General features: G+C 67.8%; 15 protein-coding genes and 1 tRNA gene. 11 read left to right on the forward strand and 5 right to left on the reverse strand.

The window, feature by feature from the left end; all coding sequences use genetic code 11:
• Positions 1 to 31 precede the first annotated feature (31 nt).
• From EDF39_RS04840 to EDF39_RS04850, 3 genes are read right to left on the reverse strand one after another with little or no spacing between them, the layout of a single operon-like run.
• Positions 32 to 826, reverse strand: coding sequence for a hypothetical protein (locus EDF39_RS04840; RefSeq protein ID WP_055960887.1), 795 nt, complete (start codon positions 824 to 826; stop codon positions 32 to 34).
• A gap of 47 nt (positions 827 to 873) precedes the next feature.
• On the reverse strand, positions 874 to 3,192 hold the full coding sequence (locus EDF39_RS04845) for an HAD-IB family hydrolase (RefSeq protein ID WP_123940946.1): 2,319 nt from the start codon (positions 3,190 to 3,192) through the stop codon (positions 874 to 876).
• Positions 3,189 to 4,010 (reverse strand): hypothetical protein, encoded by an 822-nt coding sequence (locus EDF39_RS04850; protein WP_123940948.1) that lies wholly within the window; start codon positions 4,008 to 4,010, stop codon positions 3,189 to 3,191. The genes EDF39_RS04845 and EDF39_RS04850 overlap by 4 nt, the downstream gene beginning before the upstream one ends.
• 77 nt (positions 4,011 to 4,087) lie before the next feature.
• On the opposite strand from EDF39_RS04850, the gene EDF39_RS04855 reads away from it, so the two are divergent.
• The 4 genes from EDF39_RS04855 to EDF39_RS04870 all read left to right on the forward strand — a co-directional run bounded on the left by EDF39_RS04855 (position 4,088) and on the right by EDF39_RS04870 (position 7,934).
• A complete protein-coding gene (locus EDF39_RS04855; protein WP_055960882.1) occupies positions 4,088 to 4,867 on the forward strand; it encodes an SDR family oxidoreductase in 780 nt (259 codons plus the stop codon).
• Positions 4,868 to 4,869: 2 nt separating this feature from the next.
• Entirely contained in the window at positions 4,870 to 5,766 is an 897-nt protein-coding gene (locus EDF39_RS04860) for a lysophospholipid acyltransferase family protein (RefSeq protein ID WP_233572971.1), read from the forward strand.
• Positions 5,763 to 7,472 (forward strand): FAD-binding oxidoreductase, encoded by a 1,710-nt coding sequence (locus tag EDF39_RS04865; RefSeq protein WP_370275157.1) that lies wholly within the window; start codon positions 5,763 to 5,765, stop codon positions 7,470 to 7,472. The genes EDF39_RS04860 and EDF39_RS04865 overlap by 4 nt, the downstream gene beginning before the upstream one ends.
• Positions 7,473 to 7,625: 153 nt before the next feature.
• Positions 7,626 to 7,934: a hypothetical protein gene (locus tag EDF39_RS04870; RefSeq protein WP_123940950.1), complete on the forward strand. Its 309-nt coding sequence runs from the start codon at positions 7,626 to 7,628 to the stop codon at positions 7,932 to 7,934.
• A 388-nt stretch (positions 7,935 to 8,322) separates the two neighbouring features.
• Here the strand turns inward: EDF39_RS04870 and pgm are convergent, their stop codons facing one another.
• A complete protein-coding gene (gene pgm, locus EDF39_RS04875; protein ID WP_123940952.1) occupies positions 8,323 to 9,942 on the reverse strand; it encodes a phosphoglucomutase (alpha-D-glucose-1,6-bisphosphate-dependent) in 1,620 nt (539 codons plus the stop codon).
• Between the two features lie 131 nt (positions 9,943 to 10,073).
• On the opposite strand from pgm, the gene pheA reads away from it, so the two are divergent.
• Positions 10,074 to 11,060 (forward strand): prephenate dehydratase, encoded by a 987-nt coding sequence (gene pheA / locus EDF39_RS04880; protein ID WP_123940954.1) that lies wholly within the window; start codon positions 10,074 to 10,076, stop codon positions 11,058 to 11,060.
• 116 nt (positions 11,061 to 11,176) lie between these two features.
• Here the strand turns inward: pheA and EDF39_RS04885 are convergent, their stop codons facing one another.
• Positions 11,177 to 12,193 carry a diacylglycerol kinase family protein gene (locus tag EDF39_RS04885; protein WP_123940956.1) on the reverse strand — a complete coding sequence of 339 codons (1,017 nt, stop codon included), beginning with the start codon at positions 12,191 to 12,193 and terminating at the stop codon, positions 11,177 to 11,179.
• Between the two features lie 128 nt (positions 12,194 to 12,321).
• On the opposite strand from EDF39_RS04885, the gene serS reads away from it, so the two are divergent.
• From serS to EDF39_RS04915, 6 genes are all read left to right on the forward strand, one after another.
• Entirely contained in the window at positions 12,322 to 13,587 is a 1,266-nt protein-coding gene (serS, locus tag EDF39_RS04890) for a serine--tRNA ligase (RefSeq protein WP_123940958.1), read from the forward strand.
• A complete protein-coding gene (locus tag EDF39_RS04895) occupies positions 13,584 to 14,459 on the forward strand; it encodes an HAD family hydrolase (RefSeq protein WP_233572972.1) in 876 nt (291 codons plus the stop codon). The genes serS and EDF39_RS04895 overlap by 4 nt, the downstream gene beginning before the upstream one ends.
• A gap of 184 nt (positions 14,460 to 14,643) precedes the next feature.
• Positions 14,644 to 14,728 (forward strand) — tRNA-Ser (locus EDF39_RS04900).
• Positions 14,729 to 14,759: 31 nt separating this feature from the next.
• Complete coding sequence (locus EDF39_RS04905) at positions 14,760 to 15,461, forward strand: histidine phosphatase family protein (RefSeq protein WP_123940962.1); 702 nt, start codon at positions 14,760 to 14,762, stop codon at positions 15,459 to 15,461.
• Positions 15,462 to 15,586: 125 nt separating this feature from the next.
• Positions 15,587 to 16,150: a DUF3090 domain-containing protein gene (locus EDF39_RS04910; protein ID WP_055960867.1), complete on the forward strand. Its 564-nt coding sequence runs from the start codon at positions 15,587 to 15,589 to the stop codon at positions 16,148 to 16,150.
• The gene (locus EDF39_RS04915; RefSeq protein ID WP_123940964.1) at positions 16,147 to 16,920 is read left to right on the forward strand and encodes an SCO1664 family protein; all 774 of its coding nucleotides are present in this window, start codon (positions 16,147 to 16,149) and stop codon (positions 16,918 to 16,920) included. Before EDF39_RS04910 ends, EDF39_RS04915 begins: the two co-directional genes overlap by 4 nt.
• Positions 16,921 to 17,159: the final 239 nt, after the last annotated feature.

Raw genomic sequence — 17,159 nt, forward strand, 5'->3', positions numbered from 1 at the left:
GCTGGAAAGACCGCCTGCGTGAAGGAAGGCGCTACGCCGCCACGCCGAGGCCGTCGAGGGCCTTCTCGAAGATGGTCAGGCCCTGCATGCCGGGGAGGCTCGCAATGTTGTTGTCGAGCTTCTTCATCTCTTTGCGCCCCTCGACGCCACCCATGATCTGGCCGAAGACGAACTGGACATCGTCGCGCTCCATGATGCTCGAGCCCACCGGGGCCCAGAACTTCGAGAGGAGGAGGCGGGTGAGCTTCTGAGCCCGCTTGCTCTTGAGGAGCCGCTCGCGAGCCTGCGAGACGTAGAAGGCGACGTGCCGTGTCTCTTGCTTGGCGATGCGCCGCAGCAGCTCGCCCAACACGGGGTCGGTCTCGAGGTCGGCCATGCGCTTGTAGGCGCTCACGGCAGACCATTCGTTTGCGGCGCCCCACGACATGTGGACGGCGACGAAGTCGCTGCCGACGATCTTGCCGAGCATGGACTGCTTGATGGGGTCGAGGCGGTCGCGCCAGCCGAGCTTGAGGCGGGAGGCGCGGAGGGCGTCGTAGTCGACGGTGATTCCGTGGACGGCCAGGACGGCGCCCAGGGCCTCGCCGTGCCAGAACTCCTCGCGGTTCCACATCGTCATGAACGTCGAGATCTCGCCGTCTTTGTGCGACGGGGTCGTGAGCAGATCGCGGGTGTAGCAGACCGTGTGGTACTCGACGTCGGCCATGTAGCGGAGAGTGCGGAGCGTCTCGGGCGAGAGGGGGTTTTCGCGGAAGTGCTCGAGATCGAGGTCGTCCCAGCCCAGGCGCTCAGAGCCTGCAGCGTACTTGTCGATATCGAATGCCATCGTATGTCGGAAGAGGCATATGCCTCTTCCACTCCTCTCGGGTGTGCCTAGTCGGTGCCGCCTGCGGGGGTCTCTCCCGCTGACCTCAGGTGACTCGAGGTTAGCTGGATCGGCCCGCGCTTCCAATCGCGGATTCTCCACTTTCTTCGGAGGGCTTCACGAGAAAGATTGGAATCCGGGTTGACGGCGCTTGGATTTCCGAGCATTTCGAGCCAGACGAGGTCGGCGTGACTATCACCGTAACCGTACGAAGCTGAAAGATCGACACTGTTCCGCTCGGCGTATTGGCGCAGCCAGGCTGCTCGCGCCTCGTCGACCACCGGGGGCTGAGCAAGGTATCCGGTGTAGATGCCGTCACGGGCATGCATCGTCCCGGCGACCACCTCGTCGAACAGGTGAGCCAGAGGCGAGACGAGTGTTCCGATGGAGCCCGTGACGAGCACGGTGCGGTGTCCGGCGGCGCGGTGGGCGGCGATGCGCTCGAGGGCTTCGGGCATCGTGTGCTTGAGAAGCGTCTGGGCGTAGCCGCGAGCAACGACCTCTTCGAGGCGGGTCACCGGCATGCCCTCGTATCGACGGAGGAACGCGCGAATGAACTCGCCTCGATCGCGCTGTTCGGCGCGAAGGTAGCCGGGTAGCGACGCGAGGAGACTCGCCACCTCGGCGGGCCAGGCCGCCTTGCCGAAGCCCGAGCCGCGCACCCAGAGGTACTGCTCGACGATGTTCGAGTCGACGACGGTGCCCTCGAGATCGAAGATCGCCACGACGTCTTTGCGGCGGGGCAGCTCGCGGTCGAGCGCGGGGCCGGACGAGGCGGGCCGAACGCTGAACGCCCGGGTCATCGTCGTGACCGCGGGGAAGTGCACAGTCTGGAAGTAGTCCTCCCACTGGATGTCGGCCATGTCGAAGCCGATGTCGCCCGACACCTCGGCCGGCTGGGTGGCGACCAGAGCGGCCTGAAGCGCCTTCGTGCGGCGATCGTCGAAGATGATCTCCGACTGGATGTAGTGGCGGTAGAGATCGGTCAGGCTCTGCAGTGACTCGAGGTCGGCGCGGCGGCGATCGACCCCGGCGAGGGCCTCTCGCGTCCGGTCGGTCGACGGCAGCCGCAGAAAGACCGATTCGCGCGCATCGTTGAGACGGGCCTGGAGTCGGACCGCCCTCTCGACCTTGCGCCCGCCCGGAAAGCGCCAGGTCGCGGCGGCGATGGAGCCGCTGTCGGCAGTCGGCACCGGGTTGGCCGTGAAGAACATGCTGAGGTTCGTGAACATCCTGTGGATCGGCAGCGGATTGCTGGCGCCCGACGACACATGGAAGAACTGCGGCTCGCCAGCGGCCGCGGGGTTGGAGGCGACCAAGACGATCACGTTGACGACGAAGTCGACCGGCACCACGTCGAGGACGCTGTCGGGCACGCCCGGGAACTCGGGGAGCATGCCACGGCCGTAGGCCATGATCAGCGGGTCGGCGACCTTGAAGCCGTCGATCCAGCCCGGGTGCGGGTGGCGGAGCGCGCTCTCGACGATCGCCGGGCGCACGAACGACAGGCGGTGACCGCGAGCGGCCCACATCTGCTCGGCCGCGCGCTCGGCGAAGGCCTTCGTGAGCGTATAGACGTCGGTCCAGCCGAGGCTCTCGGCGCGGGCGCGACCGTGGTCGACGAGTTTGGCCTTGACCCAGGCCACACGGCGCTCCTCGGCCTCGCGCGAGACCGCGAGGGGGCCTTCTTTGCCGTGCTTGGCTCGGGCTTCGGCGATGAAGCGGCGCAGCACCTCCGGCTGGCGCGACGACAGCTCGACGCGGGAGCGGGCGGCACGGGCGGCCTCGAACTCGGTGCGCCAGTCGACCTCGTGGGTGAGAGATGCCTCGGGGAAGATGCCCTTGCGGAGGCCGCCGACGTAGGCGGTCGAGACGTGGACGACGTGCGGGTCGGTGCCCGAGGCGATGAGCGCCTCGTACAGGCCGACGGCACCGCCGACGTTCGTCTCGAAGGCCTGGTCGATGGGCGGGTCGAACGAGACGCTCGACGCGGAGTGGATCACGACGTCGAGGTCGCCCGGTAGCTCGGGGACGGCGTCGAGACCGCCCTCAAGCACGTTCAGGCGGTTCAGGATCGCGTCTTCGACCCCGTCGGGGCCGACGCTCTCGCGCCAGGAGGCGAAGACGGGCTTGCGCAGGACGTGACGAAGACGGTCGACGCCGGAGGTGCTCCCCTTGGTACGGATGAGCAGGGTAATCCTGGTGCCCGGGTGGCTCGCGAGGAGCCGTTCGAGGATCGCCTGACCGACGAAGCCGGTGCCGCCGGTGAGGAACACATGCGAGGATCCGAGGTCGGTCGAGAAATCGGGAAAGTCGAGTGCACTCACGGGGTCAGCTTCTTTGCGGTCGTCTGGCCGATGCGCGCATCCATGCCGGGGAGAGAGGCGACGCGGCGCCCGATGTCGTCCGCACGAGCCGAGCCGTCGGATCCTGAGAAGACGAATGCCTCGAACCGGTCGCGGTCGGCGGCGGCGCGCTCGACCCCGCCGATGGGCCAGGCCGCCGTCGCGAGAGCCGCGCGCGTCTGTCGGACGGCGCGCTTGGAGTCGCTCAGGCGCCACTCGGTCTCGTCTGCGAAGAAGGCCTCGTGTCGTTGCTTGATGATCTGGATCCTGCCGATCGTGTCGCGGAGCGCGGGCGAGTCGGTCGTCGCGCGGAGATGATCATATGCCGCGCGGAGAATCCACTCGTCGACCAGTCCGAGGGTCATGTGGGTGGCCACGATGGGAGCGCCGAGCCCGACGGCGGCGATGGCGCGTCGGATCGGACCGGAGCGCTGGATCGCCTCGTCGGCACCCGTGCGGGGAGGACCCTCGTCGACGTTGCGGGTGCGATCAAGACCGTGCGCGCCGAGCACGGCGTCGAGGGCGTCGGCCATCCAGAACTTCTCGAACGCCCAGGTGACGAGGAATGCGGTGACGCGGGCGTCTTTATGGGTCGCCGTGACGAGCAGATTGCGCAGGTGCTCCATGGTCGCTGCCTCGAGCCTCGACAGATAGCGGACCAGTTCGAGGGTCTCGGCGTCGAGGGGATGCGTCTCGTACGAGGTGAGGTCGAGGTCGGCGCGGAAGTTGCCCTGCGCCGTCCGTGTGAACTCACGGATGTCGAAGGGGCCTGCCGCCTCGGAATTCGGGCTGTCGGTCATGAAACGTGTGCCTCCGGAGGGGGTTTGAGCCGGGATCGATGCGCGAATCTCCCCGTAGGCACCGTATCGTAAGCGGCATGGTTGTAGCGCTCGTGACCGGGGGCACGTCCGGCATCGGAGCCGAATTTGCCCGCCAGCTCGCACACAGGGGATACGACCTCGTTCTCGTCGCTCGAGACGAGGCGAGGCTTGCGTCGACCGCTGACGACCTCCGCGGTCTCGGCGTGGGCGTCGAGCTCTTTCCGGCCGACCTCTCGCAGCGCGCAGACGTCGACCGCGTGGCGGCACGGCTCGAGGATCCAGCCCGGCCGATCGATTTCCTGGTGAACAATGCCGGTTTCGGCATGCACATCCCCTTGACCTCGCACGACGTCGAGGGTCTCGATCTCGGTTTCGAGGTCATGTGCCGCGCAGTGCTCGTGCTTTCGGCCGCGGCGGCACGCTCGATGCGTGATCGCGGAGAGGGCCGCATCGTCAACGTCTCGTCGACGGCGGGCCTGCTCGCGATGGGGGCCTACTCGGCGATCAAGGCGTGGGTCACGTCGTTCTCGGAGGGGCTGGCCGTCGAGCTGAAGGGGACGGGCGTCACTGTCACCGCCGTCCTGCCGGGCTGGGTGCGGACGGAATTCCATCAGCGCGCCGCCATTCGCACGTCGAGCATCCCAAACTCCCTCTGGCTCGACGCCGAACAACTGGTCACCGCGTGTCTGCGCGACGTCGACAGGGGCAAAGTGATCTCCATACCCACCATTCGGTACAAAGTGCTCGTCGGGTTGCTCCGTCACGCACCGAAGAGCGCCGTGCGAGGCGTCTCGGCGGCGATCTCGTCGGGCCGCAAGAAACCGGTGGAGGCGTGAGCGTGGAGGAGTCGAAGGGCGAACGCCCGGATCCTGAGGCCCTGCCTGAGGAGAAGACCGCCGATGGGTCGGAGCCGACCGCGGCCTCGGTGATCGGGGCGGTGGCCGGTCGGGTCAACGACACCGCGGCCGATGTGCGGGGTCGTCTCGGCGAAGCGGCGGAAGACGTCCGCGACCGGTTCAACTCCAGGATGCACGCCTCGGTGCGCTTCGTGGCCCAGCGCTGGGTGATGAAGCCGACGATCTGGTCGATCACCGACGTGACGGTCATCGGGCGAGAGCGGCTGATCGGTCTCGAGGGCGGCTTCGTGCTCATCGCGAACCACTCCAGCCACCTCGACGCGCCGCTCATCGTGAGTGCCCTGCCGCGCAAGCTCTCGCGCTACCTCGCGACCGGAGCGGCCGCCGACTACTTCTTCGACGTCTGGTGGCGTCGCGGCCTGACATCCCTCTTCTTCAACGCGTTCCCGATTCAGCGGGGTGGCCGTCGCGATTCGAAGAAGCGCGCCAAGCCCGCCCGAGAGAACCCCTCCGTGAGTGCGGTCTCGCTGCTCCAGCGGGGCTTTCCGGTGCTGGTGTTCCCCGAGGGGACGCGCTCCAAAGACGGCGAGATGGGATCGTTCAAGCCGGGCGCCGCTCGTCTCGCGGCAGCCTGTGACGTTCCCATCGTGCCTCTCGCCCTGATCGGGGCCAATATCGCTCACCCTCGCGGAGCGCACTGGCCGCGCCCCGGCCGCCTCCCCGTCGGCGTCGCATTCGGAGATCCGATGCGCCCCGAGCCCGACGAGACCGCTATCGCTTTCTCGACACGTCTCCGCGACGAGATTCTTCGCATTCGAAACCAGTACTCGGCCGATATCCTCGGTCAGTCCGATCCGTCCAAAGGAGTCCGCCCGTGACCGACCTGAAACCCCGCCAGACGTCCGCCCCCGACGAGGGGCCCGACGTCAAGCACATGAAGTGGTGGGGCTGGGGTGTCGAGGGGGTCGCCTTCCACCACGAAGACAAGCCCGCGTTCGCTCCGTTCGTGAAGAAGATGGTCGGCGTCGACCTGCACTCCGATGAGATCACCGCCGTTCCGGCCTTCGACGATCTCGAGATCCCCGCCTCGCGCATCACCGCCGACGTCTCGAGCGCCCTCTCGCTGATCGTCGGCGAAGGCCACGTTGTGCTCGGCGACATGGAGCGCGTCGTCCACACCTACGGCAAGAGCATTCGCGACCTGATCCGGATCCGCAACGGCGTCTTCCCGCGCACCCCCGACGCCGTCGTCTATCCGGCCACCGAGTCGGAGATCGCCAAGATCGTGACCGCGGCCGTCGAGCACGACCTGGTGCTCATCCCCTTCGGCGGCGGCAGCAACATCGTCGGTTCGCTCGAGCCCATGCCCACCGAAGAGCGCATCGTCATCTCGCTCGACATGGGGCGCCTCGACCGCGTGCTCGACATCGACGACGACGGACGCATCGCGCGCATCCAGGCCGGAGCGCAGGGCCCGGCCATAGAAGAGCAGCTGAACGCCAAGGGCTGGACCCTCGGCCACTTCCCTGACAGCTTCACCCACTCGACCCTCGGCGGCTGGGTCGCGACCCGCTCCTCGGGCATGCAGTCCGACAAGTTCGGCGACATCGCCGACATCACCAAGGGCCTGCGCATGGTGCGGCCCGACGGCGTCGTCGTGATCCGCGCCGTCCCGTCGGCATCGACGGGCCCGTCGCTTCGCGAGATGATCATCGGATCCGAAGGACGCCTCGGCATCATCACCGAGGTCACCGTCCAAGTGCACCGCATCCCCGAGAAGCGTGAGATCCTCGCCTACTTTTTCCCCACCTGGGAGGCCGGCCTCCAGGCCATGCAGGCGATCGCCGAGAGCGACGCGAACCCCTCGATCACACGTGTGTCGAACGAGTTCGAGACCGAGATGTCGCTCGCGACGTCGAAGGCCAGCAAGGGCATCTCTTCTCTCCTCAACCAGGGCGTGCAGAAGTTCATGAAGCTGAAGGGCTGGGATCTCTCGAAGATCTGCCTGTCGTTCATCGGCTACGAGGGCTCCGACGAGCACGTCGACCGCAACGAGAAGCTGGTCGCCAAGATCGTCAAGAAGCACGGTGGCTTCGGCGTCGGCAAGGGCCCCGGCGTGCTCTACGACCAGAAGAAGTTCGACACCCCGTACCTCCGCGACTTCTTCCTCGACCACGGCGGCGCAGCCGACGTGTCCGAGACCGCTGCACCTTGGTCGAAGCTGCTCCCGCTGTACAACGGCGTCTACGCCGCGGCGAACCGCGCGTTCGAGAAGATCGGCGCGCAGGGCCTGATCATGGCGCACCTGTCGCACTCGTATCACTCGGGAGCGTGCCTCTACTTCACGTTCGCGTTCGAACACGGCGACCAGCCGCTCGAGCAGTACGACATCGTCAAGAAGGCGATCCAAGACGCCTTCATCACCGAGGGCGGCACGGTGTCGCACCACCACGGTGTCGGTCTCGAGCACGCTCCGTGGCTCGGCCAGGACGTCTCGCAGCCCGGCCTCGCGCTGATGCAGGGCTTGCTCGACTCGGCCGACCCGAAGCGCAACTTCAACCCGGGCAAGGTGACGGGCAAGTAGTTCGGGGCTGCGTCGCTGCGGCTCGGCGCCTTTGCGCCGCACCACGTCTGACGGACTACCCCTCCTGCCGCGGCAGGTCGGGTAGTCCGTTTGGCGTAGGCCCGCGACGGGCTCCGTCGCGGCGCACCGTCTGGCATGCGGCAGACTGTCGGGATGCGCACCGCCAGTGGATCGAACGCCGACCGGAGCCGATTCACCGCGCTCGAACTCGAGTTGGCCGAGATCGTCGGGCAGTGGGATCCGATCGGCGTCGGCCCGGCGCGCGTCGCCGACGGCGAATACGACGATCTGGTGCGGCCGATCCTGATCGAGCTGGGCCATGGCGTACGCGACCGGGCGCTGGCGGTCAAGATCGCCGGAGCGATCGACAGCGACTACGGCCTGGCGATGCGCGAGCAGCAGGCCCGCGGGGTCGCCGGAACCATCACCGCCTGGTGGGCGCGGCAGCCGAACGCTCTGTGAGCTGAGGTTCCCGGGGTCCGTCATCCGGGCCGGGTGCTCCTCTCATGCAAGGAACGCAGGATCCGGCCCGCCCCCGCTCACTCCCAGCGTCGCCCGCGCCAGATGGCCTGATCTCCGCCCCCGCCTGCAGGATCTCGGCATGCAGGCCATTTCGCGCGCCTCCGCCCCCGCCGAGTGCCGCCAAATGCAGCTCGGCTGACCGCCACGCCCGTATTTGGCGCCACTCAGCGTCAGCCCGCCCGGCGTACCGAAGGTGACCCCGCCGAGTGCCGCCGAATGCAGCGCTGCTGACCGCCACGCGCGCATTTGGCGGCACTCGGCGCACCGCCAGAACGGCAGAGCGGAGCACCGCCAGAGCGGCGCACCTGCCCGACGGGCAGACCCCGAACTAGGCGCCGAGCGCCGCGTCGACGATCTCTTTCGCCTCGGCCTGCACGCGCTTCAGGTGCTCCGGACCCTCGAACGACTCGGCGTAGATCTTGTAAACGTCTTCGGTGCCCGACGGCCGCGCCGCGAACCACGCTTTCTCGGTCACGACCTTGAGGCCGCCAACCGCGGCACCGTTGCCGGGAGCTTCGCTGAGCTTCGCGATGATCGGGTCGCCCGCGAGCTCGGTCGCCGTGATGTCGTCGCCGCTCAGCTTGCCGAGTCGGGCCTTCTGCTCTTTCGAGGCGGCTGCATCGATGCGCTGATAGACCGGGTCTCCGTACTTCTCGGTGAGCTCTTTGTAGAGCACCGACGGCGTCTTGCCGGTCACCGCGAGGATCTCGCTGGCGAGCAGGGCGAGGATGATGCCGTCTTTGTCGGTGGTCCAGACCGAGCCGTCGCGGCGAAGGAACGACGCCCCGGCGCTCTCCTCGCCGCCGAACGCGACGCTGCCGTCGAGGAGACCGGGCACGAACCACTTGAAGCCGACCGGCACCTCCCAGAGGCGTCGACCGAGGGAGTCGGCGACCTTGTCGATGATCGACGACGAGACAAGTGTCTTGCCGATTGCGGCGTCGGCACGCCAGTCAGGACGGTGGCTGTACAGGTAGTCGATGGCGACGGCCAGGTAGTGGTTGGGGTTCATCAGCCCCTCGTCGGGCGTGACGATGCCGTGGCGATCAGCGTCGGCGTCGTTGCCGGTGACGATGTCGAATTCGCCCTTGCGCTCGACGACGCTCGCCATGACGGAAGCGCTCGACGGATCCATCCGGATCTTCTCGTCCCAGTCGAGGGTCATGAAGCGCCAGGTCGGGTCGACTCCGGGGTTCATCACGGTGAGGTCGAGGTCGTACGCGTCGCGGATGGCGGCCCAGTATTCGACGCTCGCGCCACCCAGCGGGTCGGCGCCGATGCGGATGCCGGCCTTCTTGATCGCCTCGAAGTTGATCACGTTGGCGAGGTCGATCACGTACCCGCGCAGAAAGTCGTGGCGCCCGGGGCTCACCATGCTCTTCTTCACCTCGACGTTGCCGCCGGCGATGATCTCGTTGGCACGGTTCGCGATCCACGACGTCGCGTCGCTGTCGGCCGGGCCGCCGTGCGGCGGGTTGTACTTGAAGCCACCGTCGCGAGGCGGGTTGTGGCTCGGCGTGACGACGATGCCGTCGGCCTGATCGGTGTGCTCGGGGTCGTTGTTGTAGACGAGGATCGCGTGGCTGATGACCGGCGTCGGCACATAGCCGCCCTCGGCGTCGGCGAGCACGGTGACCCCGTTGCCGGCGAGCACCTCGAGCGCTGTGCGCTCGGCGGGGCCCGAGAGCGCGTGCGTATCGCGGCCGATGAACAGCGGCCCGGTGATGCCCTGTGCCGTGCGGTACTCGACGATCGCCTGCGTGATGGCGGCGATGTGAGCCTCGTTGAACGCGGCGTCGAGCGACGAGCCGCGGTGACCGGACGTGCCGAACACGACCTTCTGCGAGGGGTCGGACACGTCGGGGATCAGCTCGTAATAGGCAGCCGAGACGGCCTCGGGGTTGATGAGGTCTTCGGGGGTGGCGTAGGTGCCGGCGCGATCGGTCATGTGAGCAATAGTGGCACTGACGGCAGACGTGTGTCGTGGTTGTCCACAGGTGGGGCGGCGGATCCTTGTGTCTGTCTTTGCTGGGGAGACAAGGATCCGTGGGCTCGTCGCCCTGCCCTAGGCTCTGAGCCATGTCAGCGATCGACCACGCCCCCGACCCGCTCGAGACCTACAGCTACCTGGGCCCGGCCGGCACCTTCACGGAGGCGGCGCTGAAGCAGGTTCCGGAGGCTCGGGGCAAGAGCTGGCGGAGCGTCAACAACGTGGGCGAGGCTCTGGCCGACGTCGTCGCCGGTCGCAGTGTGGCCGCCATGATCGCGATCGAGAATTCGATCGACGGAGGGGTCAGCGCGACGCAGGATGCCCTGGCCAACGTTCCGGGCCTGCGGATCGTCGGGGAGTATCTCGTCAAAGTCGACTTCGTGCTCGTGGCCCGACCCGGCACGAGGCTGGACGACGTCAAGGTCGTCAACGCGCATCCGGTCGCCTACGCGCAGACCCGGCTGTGGCTCGAGAGGGCGCTGCCCGACCACGGCCACCTGCCGGCCACCTCGAACGTCGCGGCCGCCGCCGCCCTGCTGCCACCGGTCGGCGCCGGCGAAGTCGTCGGCGGCCTGGCCGACGCGGCCATCGCCCCACCCGGAATCATCGAGCACTACCCACTCGAGGTGCTCGCCGACGGAATCGGCGACAACCCGAACGCGGTCACCCGCTTCGTGCTCGTGGGGCGCGTGTCCGCCGTGCCGCCGGCCACCGGCTCCGACAAGACGTCGATCATCGCGGAGCTCCCCGACGACCGAGCCGGAGGCCTTCTCGACATGCTGGAGCAGTTCGCGACGCGCGGCATCAACATGAGTCTGCTCGAGTCGCGCCCCATCGGAGACGCCCTCGGCCGCTACCGATTCGTGATCGACCTCGACGGGCACATCCTCGACGAGCGGGTCGCAGACGCGCTGCTCGGGCTCAAGCGGTTCAGCCCGAACGTCATCTTCCTCGGCTCGTATCCGCGGGCCGATCGACGTGAGGTGACGGTCACGCCGCGGTACGACAACCAGGCGTTCGTCGAGGCGCGCGACTGGCTGCGCGGTCTCGTGGCGGGGGAGCCGGAGCAGCTCTAGTCACCGCATTCGGCGATGCGAAGCGACGCGACGCGATTCGGCCGTACTGACCCGGCGCGCCAGGTCGCTTCGGCCGATCCGCGTCGGATCATGCCGCGGCTCCACTCCGAGCAGCGCTACGCCGGAACGCGCACTCGCAGCGCCAGCGGATCGATCCACGCGCGGATCGCCACCGCCATGCCGTGGGAGTCGCCGTCGAGCTCGAAATCCTGCGGGGAGTCGAGTCGCACGACGATCTCGGAGCCCTTCATATAGCGGACCGTCTTGAGGTCGGGCGCGAGCCGCATGATCTGGCGACCCGCTCGCGAGCGCCGCAGGATCCCGTTCTCCCAGACGATCTTGAGCCAGATTCCGACCCAGTCGATCTTGCGCTCGGGGCGAAGCGCGACGATGTCGAACACGCCGTCGTCCACGGCCGCGTCGGGAAGCAGCATCAGGTTGCCGGGCAGCAGCCCGCAGTTGCCGATGATGATCGTGTGGGTCTTCATCGTCTTCCGGCCGAGTCCGTCGAGGTCGTAGCGGATCGAGATGGAGTTGTTGTCGCGGAGGCTCTTCGCGATGGCGTCGACGTAGGCCAGCCAGCCGACGCGCGCCTTGAGCTTGTCGTTCGTGTTCGCCAGCATCTGCGCGTCGAGCCCGAGCCCGGCCATCACGACGAAGCACGAGCGGTCGCGCGTGCCATCCGGATTCTCGATGTCGACGACCCCGAGGTCGATCTGGCGTTCGACGCCGTTGAACGCAGTCGAGATCGCGTTGTCGAGGTGGTCGAGGCTGAGCTTGAGATTGCGCGCCAGCAGGTTGCCGGTGCCCGAGGGGAGCAACCCCAAAGCCGTCGAGGATCCGCGGAGCGCCTCGGCGACACAGCGCACCGTGCCGTCTCCGCCCGCCGCTATCACCATGTCGGCGCCGGCCTCGACCGCCTGGCGCGTGATGCCGCCGCCCGGGTCGTCGATCGAGGTCTCGTAATAGAAGGTTTCGCCCCAGCCGGCTCTCTGCTGATGACGGCGGACCGACTTCTTGATGTCGGCGAGCGACACCTTGATGGGGTTGTACACGACTGCGGCGACCGGTCGGGGCGAGGCCGGGTGCATCTCGTCATCCCTTTCGGCGGTGGCGGGGGATGGGTGGCTCATGGCACAACCGTATTAGACCGGCGCCTCCGTCGTGTGGCGGGGGTGTTAACAGCGGCCACGACCATGACTTGTCCACAGGTCGATCGTCTCCGCCTCGACGCCGGGCGAGGACTCCTTAGACTGACTGGGTGATCGATCCCCAGCTCCTCCGCGACGCCCCCGACCGCATCAAGCAGAGCCAGCTCGCCCGCGGCGACTCCACCGAGGCCGTCGACGTCGCGCTTGCCGCCGATGTCGCGCGTCGAGCCGCGATCGCCGTCTACGAAGACCTCCGCGCCGAGCAGAACGCTTTCGGCAAGACGGTTGCGAAGGCGCCCAAGGAGGAGAAGAAAGAGCTTGTCGCCGAAGCGCAGAAGTTGGCGGCGCGCGTCAAGGAGGCCCAGGCGGCCTCGACCGCGGCCGACGAGGCGTTCGACGTCGCGATGCGCGGGGTCGCCAATCCGATCATCGAGGGTGTTCCTGCCGGGGGCGAAGAAAACTTCGTCACGCTCCGCACTCACGGCGAGCCGAAGACCTTCGACTTCGAGCCGCTTGACCACGCCGACCTCGGTGAGAAGCTCGGCGCGATCGACATCAAGCGCGGCACCAAGGTGTCGGGCTCGCGCTTCTACTTCCTGCGTGGCGTGGGCGCCCGCCTCGAGATCGGCCTCATGCACATGGCCCTCGACAAGGCCATCGCCGAAGACTTCACTCCCCTCATCACACCCACGCTGGTGCGCCCCGAGGTCATGGCGGGCACGGGGTTCCTCGGCTCGCACGCCGACGAGATCTACTACCTGCCCGCCGACGACCTCTACCTGACGGGCACCAGCGAGGTGGCTCTCGCCGGTTATCACGCAGACGAGATCCTCGACGTCTCGAACGGGCCGATCCGGTACGCCGGGTGGTCGACCTGCTACCGGCGCGAGGCCGGTGCTGCCGGCAAAGACAACCGCGGGATCCTTCGGGTTCACCAGTTCAACAAGCTCGAGATGTTCAGCTACATCCACCCCGATCAGGCGGAAGCCGAGCACGAGCGCTTGGTGTCGTTCCAGGAGCAGATGCTGCAGGCCTGCGAGCTCAGCTACCGAGTGATCGACGTCGCTGCCGGCGACCTCGGGTCGAGTGCCGCCCGCAAGTACGACATCGAGGCCTGGGTGCCCACGCAGGGCACGTACCGCGAGCTGACCTCGACTTCGAACTGCACGACGTTCCAGGCGCGACGCCTCGACACGCGCTACCGCACGGAGTCGGGCAAGACGGCGCCGGTGTCGACGCTCAACGGCACCCTGGCGACGACCCGATGGATGGTGGCGATCCTCGAGACGCACCAGCAGAAAGACGGGTCGGTCGTCGTGCCGGCAGCCCTGCAGCCCTACCTGGGCGGTCTCGAAGTCTTGGAGCCGGTCGCGTGAGCCACGATTCGTCAGAGTCCCAGCTCTCGTTCTCCGTGCCCACCATCTCGCCCGCTCCTCGGCCGCGTCGTGGCGACGCCTGGCTGGTCGCACTCGACGTCGACGGCACGATCATGACCGAGGGCGGGCAGATCAGCGATGCGGTGGCCGACGAGATCACGCGTCTCCGGCTCGACGGGCACGAAGTGATGATCGCCACCGGGCGCTCCGTCGCGATGACCCTGCCCGTGATCGAGCGTCTCGGTTTCGACTCCGACTACGTCGTCTGCTCGAACGGTGCCATGACCCTCGGGCGCGACGACACCTCTTCCGATGGTTACAAGACCGTCTTTGTCGAAGAGTTCGACCCGACTGAGGTGTTGACCACCATCGACGGTCGACTCGAAGGTGCGGGCTATGCCGTCGAAGACGCTCACGGCAACATGCTGTACCTCGGCGCGTTCCCCGAGATCGCCCTCACCCCGACCAGCCGCGACGCCACGCTCGCCGAGCTCTGCGGCGTAGCGGCAACCCGTGTCGTCGTGATGTCGCCGTCTCACAGCCTCGACGAGTTTCTCGAGATCGTCGAGAGCATGGGCCTTCACAAGGTCAGCTACAACGTCGGGTGGACTGCCTGGCTCGACATCGCGCCCTTCGGCGTCACCAAGGCGACCGCGCTCGAGCGTGTGCGCACCTGGCTCGACATCCCGGCCGAGCGCGTCATGGCGGTCGGTGACGGCCGCAACGACATCGACATGCTCACCTGGGCCTCCCGTGCCGGTCGCGGCGTCGCCATGGGCCAAGCGCCCGACGACGTGCTCGACGTGGCATCCGAGCGCACGGGCAGCGACGTCGACGACGGTCTCGCGTCGGCGCTTGCCACCCTGCGCTAGTCGGTCCGTTCGAAAGGCCCCGCGGTGAGGTGCTCCTGTCAAAAGGAACGTCACGGCCGTGCCTTCCTGCCTGCAAGGTCAGACCTGCTGCGATATCCTCCTGGGCCGAACACTGGTCCTCTTGAAGGGAGCAGCGGACACGTCGGATAAGATCGTCATGGTCGCGACTCGAGGGTCGCGCCCGGGAGGGCTGTCCGAGCGGCCGATGGAGCTTGTCTTGAAAACAAGTGGGCAGAGATGTCTCGTGGGTTCGAATCCCACGCCCTCCGCACCAGCAGACCAGAAGCCGGAGTCGATCAAATGGCCACAGTGATCCTCGTGCGGCACGGGCGCACCACCGCGAACGCGAGCGGCATCCTCGCCGGGCGCACCGCCGGCGTGCGACTCGACGATGTCGGCCGCAAGCAGGCCTTCCGCACCGCCGAGCGCCTGTCCGATGTTCCCCTCGTCGGCGTGGTCTCGAGCCCTCTCGAGCGGTGTCGTCAGACGACCAAGTTCGTCGTCGAGGCGCAGCGAGCCCAGGGTTTCGACCCGCAGACGCCGCTCGACCGCGCGATTACCGAGTGCGATTACGGCGACTGGCAGGGCAGGCCGCTCAAAGAGCTGGCGAGCGAGAAACTCTGGTCGGTCGTGCAGTCGCAGCCGTCGGCAGCCGTGTTCCCCGGCGGGGAATCGATGCAGGTGATGCAGGCGCGATCGGTGGCGGCGATCCGTCGGCACGACGCCGCGTTCGAGGCCGAGTTCGGGCCGCAGGCGGTGTGGGCGGCGGTGAGTCACGGCGACATCATCAAGTCGATCCTGGCGGATGCCCTCGGCATGCACCTCGACCTGTTCCAGCGCATCAGCGTGGGCCCAGCCTCGGTCTCGATCATCCGCTACGGGTCGAGCCGCCCCGAGGTCATGGCGACGAACACCGACTCCGGCGATCTGAGCTGGCTTCGCGTCGCCAAGCCGGACGCCGACGCCGCAGTCGGAGGCGGCGCGGGGCACCCGACCGCCTGAGACAGGCCGTTTGGCCAGCGCGGCGGGCCACTCGGGCACCCGCCAATCACGCTGCAGGTGCTCGTGAAACTCGACCGTCAACCCGACTGCGAACCAGTGTCGGCGGACGCTCGTAGGATGACAGCATGCCCACAATCGTCCACGGATTCGACTGGCCCGACCGGCTGGTGGTCGGCACAATCGGCCAGCCCGGAGCCCGTTCGTTCTACCTCCAGGCCCGCGCCGGTTCGCGAGTCACCAGTGTCGCGCTCGAAAAGCAGCAGTCTGAGCTTCTCGCGGCGAAGATCGACGAGATCCTCGACGAGCTGATGGTCGCCGAGGGCAACCCGATCACGATCCCCGCCACGACGCCGATCGAACTCGTCGACAACGAGCCGCTCGACCAACCCGTCGAGCCCGAATTCCGCATCGGGGCGATCACGTTGGGGTGGGATCCCTCTACCGCCCAGGTCGTCATCGAGGCGTACCCCTACGACGACTCCGAAGACGGCTTCGACGACAGCGACGAGTTGGGCGAGGCGACCCCGCCGAGCGAGGTGCTTCGGGTCAAGATCCCCGTGGGCACTGCGCGGGCATTCGCAAAGCGCACGATCGAGGTCGTGGGTGCGGGTCGGCCGCTCTGTCCTCTGTGCGCGACCCCGATGGATCCTGAAGGGCACACCTGCCCTCCGCTCGACGACCTGCTGTGACCACGAACGCCGTCGAACCGCCGGTCGGCGAGCTCGAGCTCGCCGGCCGCATCCGAACGGCTTCGAACGCCACCTTCCTCGGAACCATCGGCGAGACGGCCGTCGTCTACAAGCCCATCGCCGGCGAGAAACCGCTATGGGACTTCCCTGACGGCAACCTCGCCCACCGAGAAGTCGCGGCCTACGTGGTCTCAGAGGCACTCGGGTGGAACATCGTGCCGCACACGTGGCTAGGCCAGGGCCCTCTCGGCGAAGGCATGGTGCAGCTCTGGCAAGACATCGATCCCGAGCAAGACCCGGTCGACCTCGTTCCGACCGACGCAGTGCCGGGCGACGGGTGGCGTCACGTCTTCGACGGTGACGACGAAGAAGACCGGCCGGTGTCGCTGATCCACGAAGACACTGCTGCGCTCCGTCGCATGGCCGTATTCGACGTGCTGGTCAACAACGCCGACCGCAAGGGGGCGCACGTCCTGGCGATGCCGGGCGGCCACCGGTACGGCGTCGACCACGGCCTCACCTTCCACGTCGAGCACAAGCTCCGCACGGTGCTGTGGGGGTGGATCGACGACGAACTCAGCGACGACGAGCGGGCAGGCGCCTCAAGGATCCGCGAGGGTCTCGGCGGCGAACTCGGCACAGCGCTCGACGGGCTGCTCAGCGTGCGAGAGGTCGACGCGCTCGCCGCCCGCTGCGATCGTCTTCTCGCCCGGGGTCGGTTCCCGGCGCCGCACGGGCACATGCCGGCCGTGCCCTGGCCTCTGTTCTGAATCTGGTTGGCGCGGCGGCGGTCGCGGCACCGGGCCTCGTGCGAGCCTCGGCCGCCCGGCGCTGCAACCGCCGCCGCGCGGAGCCTCGGCCGCCCGGCGCTGCGACCGCGGCCGCGCCGGGCCTCGGCCGCCCGGCGCTGCGACCGCCGCTACGCCGGGCCGCGAGTGGCGGCAAATGTCGTGCGGGGTCTGTCCGCTGCAGCATTAGGCGGCACTCGGCGACGTTCCGGCCCGCGCGA

Origin of the sequence: Frondihabitans sp. PhB161, assembly GCF_003814635.1 — a bacterium.
Lineage (GTDB): Bacteria > Actinomycetota > Actinomycetes > Actinomycetales > Microbacteriaceae > Frondihabitans.